The following is a 4,821-nucleotide window of genomic DNA, read 5'->3' on the forward strand; positions in this document are numbered from 1 at the left end:
CCTCATGTTTGAATTCGCCGTTCTATTTATATAAAAGATTAATAAATATATATTTTTAAGATTAGTATTTTATAAATTTTAATATTAACAAGGTCTATAAAATAAAAATACTTTTTTATTTTCAAGTTTTATAGGGCAGTAAAACTGTACATAGAAAAATCTTATTTGATTATGAGACCTTGGACTTAAAAAAGCCTTTTATAAAAAATAGCCTAAGTACTATTTCTAATAATGAACCTGATTGCGGCCTGCAATTTTAGCCTGATAAAGTTTTGCATCAGCTATTTCAAAAACTTTTGCTACTTCTCTCGAAGTTTCTGGCCAGAATGCGATACCGATAGAAATTGTTATCGGGCCGATACCATCGGTTAAGGTATTTTCCATTTTCTTTCTTAAACGTTCAGCACTTTTATATGCGTTTTCTATATCAGCTTGAGGCATAAGCACAACAAATTCTTCACCACCATAACGACAGCATAAATCATTTTTCCTAAAGTTATTTAAAATATGTTGAGCCACTTGCTTTAAAATTCTGTCACCTTGAGCATGACCATAAGAATCATTAATCTTTTTAAAATAATCAATATCTATCAGTAAAACTGCAAAGTGAGTCTGGGTACGAGTCATTTCCTCAATAAAGATTTCTAGTCCTCTGCGATTAAAAAGGCCAGTAAGTGGGTCAGAGTTAATATGAAAATTCATTTCATCAATTTTATGACTAAACTTCTCTACACTGGAAAGTAGGGAAAATTTGAATTTTTGCACTTCGTAGTACCATGGTTTGATCGCCTTAATTTTCACTTCAGTTTCTGGCTGGTTTAAAGAGCTGGCAATTTTGGCGAGGTCATGAAGAGGAGAGGCTATAAAGGTAGAGGCCTTCCATACTAGATAAAAAATTAGGAGATAAAAAAGAAAAATTCCTGCAGACACTCTAGAAATAATTGATTTCGCGCGTTCAAGTAATTCATCTGTAGGCTGTTGTGAGACTACAATCCAATTAGTGGTGGGAATATGCGCGAAACCGACCAGATTCTTTACTCCCATACTGTTTACTAATTGAATTTTACCGTTCTTCTTTTTATTCATATAACTCAACCCTGTATTCCCGGTTATAGTTTGACCTATTCTTTTCATATCAGGGTGAAATATAATTTTATTATTCTGGTCTAATACATACATATAACTATTTCTATAACTGTATTGAATGGTCAGTAGCTCATTGATGATATTTTTTTCTTTCAGATAAATTGCTGCGCCTACATAGCCTTTGTAGACATGGTTATGGTCAAAGATAGGCTGGGAGATAAAAACAATTAAATTATTTTTAACTGAATAATATGGAGGAGAAACATAGGATTGCTTATTTTTCAGAGATTCTTGTGTTCCTAGTGACATTTGAACCTGCTGTTTGCTTAGGTTTAGATAATCAGGAGTATATTCAACAATAATTCCTTTAGAGTTACATATAACTACAGTATTGAAGTGATGTGATTGTCTCCTAAGACGATCAACTTCTGATGCTCTTACAGTTTCGTTGTTAAAAGACTTTCCTATAACTTCAGCACTATATTTGAGCTCATCCAAAGCTGTCTGAAATTGACCATCTGTGTTTAAAGCAATTTTAGAAGCATATTCATAATTAATTGAAAGTGAGTTTTCTATTAATTCCTGCTTGAGAATGCTATAGCTTATAAGGAGAGAAATAACAAATAAGGCGGAAACCGCTAAAATAGTTAAAATTAAAATTAATTTCCTTAAATTAAGCTTAAAGTAATTTTTTAAATTATAAGTGAGCATAGATGAGCTGACATTAAGGTAGAGTACATCTCTCATACTACTGTATTTAATATTACTAAATATTTATTCTTTGTTTCTATAAGTTAGACCATAGGCAGGCAGGATCAAAACAGTTCTCATAAATTTTATTATATTGCCAACACATATATAAGAGCGTAATTTATTTAGTTATACTGTAGTATAGTTAAGTTATTAAATTAAATCTGGCTATAAATTGTACTAGCTCAAACCTGATCTGACAGTTACCCATTTTTTATTGTGCCTGTCAGGTTAAATTTGAGCTAAATTTTTCTCAGCCCAAATCCGTTTTCCATCAAGTAAAGTTTCAAGTGGTGTACGACCACAGCACATTTTTCCTTGATGAGTCCGTTCAGTATTATAGAATTTCAGCCAATCGTCTAGATCAACTTGTAATTCTTCCAATGAGCTATAAAGCTTCTTCCTAAACGTAATTTGATAGAACTCCTGCAAAATCGTCTTATGGAAACGCTCACAGATACCATTTGTTTGCGGCGAAGCTGCTTTTGTCTTCGTGTGATCAATATCATTAACTGCCAGATACAACTCATAGTCATGTTGTTCTACCTTACCGCAATACTCATTACCTCTGTCTGTGAGGATGCGAAGCATTGGTAAGTCCTGAGATTGATAGAATGGCAACACACGATCATTGAGTAAATCAGCCGCTGTAATCGGTGTTTTTGTTGTATAGAGCTTGCAATGAACGACCTTGCTATAAGTGTCGATGAATGTTTGTTGATAGATTCGTCCAACACCTTTGAGATTCCCGACATAAAAGGTGTCTTGCGCGCCTAAATAGCCTGGATGAGCTGTTTCGATTTCACCACAAGCAACGTCATCCTCATGCTTACGTTCAAGTGCCGCAACCTGGTGATCATTTAATTCAATACCATCCTGTGCCACTTTAGCCTCAAGTGCTTTTAAACGCTTCTTAAAGTTTTCTAAATCATGACGAAGCCATATAGAGCGAACCCCACTCCCTGAAACGAATACACCCTTCTTGCGTAATTCATTACTAGTACGGTGCTGACCATATGCGGGATATTGAATTGCGAAATCAATAACAGCCTGTTCAGTAGCATCATCTACACGGTTTTTTAAATTTGGTACTCGACGGGACTTATTAATCAGTGCGTCAATATCACCAGACTTCACTAATTCCTGATAGCGATAAAATGTATCTCTTGAAACACCCATCACTTTGCATGCTCTGGATACATTCTGAAGCTCTTCAGCTAAATTGAGCAGACCTACTTTGTGTTTAATGATTTGATTGTTAGTATGCAACATAAGAAAGTTACCTTTGTTTGATTAAGATTTCGACACCTTTATCAAAACGGGTAACTTTCTCTTTTTCAAGAAGAATGTACGATCAAGTCTGAACTAATACATATAATTTTTTTAATTAAAACAGATATTTATATTTTTAAGTTTTAGTTTTACCTGACAGTTTATGCTCAAACATATTTTTATCTGCTGCGATTGCTGCTTTGTTAAGGCCATGATGAGGTCGCCGCGAAGCAACTCCAATAGCGGCATCTATTCCGGCTTCTTTAAAAGCCTCCTGAATACGGTGAAATAAAGCTAAAGCACCTTCTTGATCATTTTCTATACTTAAAATACCAAATTCATCTCCACCCAAGCGAGCCACAATATCTTTACGCCTTACACTAGCAAGAAGTACAGAGGCTGTTCTTTGAATTAATTCATCGCCGGAAGTATGCCCCAGACTGTCATTAACAGTTTTTAAATTATTGAGATCAACAATGAGAATTGAAGCAGGGTGTCCATGCCGTTTACAACGGTCTTCTTCAGCACTGACCAAATTATTCTAAGCTCTACGATTATATAGCTCAGTTAAGCTATCTCTTAATGCTTCAGCTTCAAGTCTTTCATGTTGTCGAATTTTCTCGTTTTCACGTAGCTCAGTTTGTAAGATATAACTTAATAACTGTGCAAAAAGCTCAATCATTTCAGCATATTGTAAAATTGATTCTGGTTGTGGTTGTGGGTCAACTGCGCATAATGTACCGAACAGGCTGCCATCTTCATTAAGCAGGGGCTGACCAATAATAAGCTTCTATGTTGACCTGCTTGTTTATAGGTGCATTAGCATATAGAGGAATATCTCTAGAGCGAGGTACAATTCTGGGTACTGTTTCCGTCACCATCTGCGAGCATAGCGTATCGGTCCAGTTCAGGACTTGGCCTTGCTTGACATTATATCCATGATCTTCACACTGTAAGATGATCCAGTTTTTACCTTCTACTCGGGTAATCATCCACAGGTTAAAACCAAGATGGGCATGCAAGTAGTGCAGGACAGCTTGCCCAGCCTCTTCAAAACTTTTGTAATTAAATCCATTTATCATATATTTTATTTACCTGATTAATAGCTTCTGTTCAAAATGAATAGCTAGAGCTTACTTACTTTCAAAGTTGAACTTATTCTTGCAGAAAACTATTTTTCTTAAACTTTAGTCTTTTAAAAGCTTATATCCTTAAGAGAAAATTATGCTATCAGCCCTTATCATACAAGAAGCTTTTCAGTAAAAATTCATTTTTAATTTTAAGAGAAGGATTAATTATATTAAATAGATGATCATGAAATATAAAATTTATAAGAATACAAGAGGTTAATTGTGTTTAAAATCCATTTAAATAAAAAAATATTTTATTATTTTGTATACATATTAAATTAAATCATACAAAATTAGTCAGAATTTATTAAAGAGAAGGTAAAAATTGTGAGGATAAGATTAGTTGCACTTTTCTTATTATTTGTTGGTGGATTATTCTATTATGCTTATAAATCTCAGCATGAACATGTACTTAAAAGAAGAGCGAATATTATGTCTACAGCACCTTTCCATACTTCTCCAGACCGTATTTATTCAGGAAAAAACTTTAAATTTACTAAAATTGATCAAAATGGACAGATCATTTTTAAGAGAAAAGAAGAATGAGCTCAATGGCGGTATGTAGGCAGAGTAAAACTTGAAG

2 protein-coding genes and 1 pseudogene are annotated in these 4,821 nt (G+C 34.0%); all 3 read right to left on the reverse strand.

All coding sequences use genetic code 11. From position 1 onward, the window contains the following. Nucleotides 1-225: 225 nt before the first annotated feature. On the reverse strand, nt 226-1,797 hold the full coding sequence (locus B3X18_RS01040; protein WP_017401124.1) for a sensor domain-containing diguanylate cyclase: 1,572 nt from the start codon (nt 1,795-1,797) through the stop codon (nt 226-228). A 270-nt stretch (nt 1,798-2,067) separates the two neighbouring features. Further along, a complete protein-coding gene (locus tag B3X18_RS01045; protein ID WP_005025828.1) occupies nt 2,068-3,108 on the reverse strand; it encodes an IS481 family transposase in 1,041 nt (346 codons plus the stop codon). A 136-nt stretch (nt 3,109-3,244) separates the two neighbouring features. Further along, a pseudogene (locus tag B3X18_RS01050) lies at nt 3,245-4,190 on the reverse strand (GGDEF domain-containing protein). Nucleotides 4,191-4,821 lie beyond the last annotated feature (631 nt).

This window comes from Acinetobacter sp. UBA6571 (assembly GCF_002434085.1).
GTDB classification, from domain to species: Bacteria; Pseudomonadota; Gammaproteobacteria; order Pseudomonadales; family Moraxellaceae; genus Acinetobacter; species Acinetobacter radioresistens.

Coding starts and splice junctions, on each gene's coding strand:
- B3X18_RS01040 (WP_017401124.1), bottom strand. CDS start 1,797: ATGCTCACTTATAATTTAAAAAATTACTTTAAGCTTAATTTAAGGAAA.
- B3X18_RS01045 (WP_005025828.1), bottom strand. CDS start 3,108: ATGTTGCATACTAACAATCAAATCATTAAACACAAAGTAGGTCTGCTC.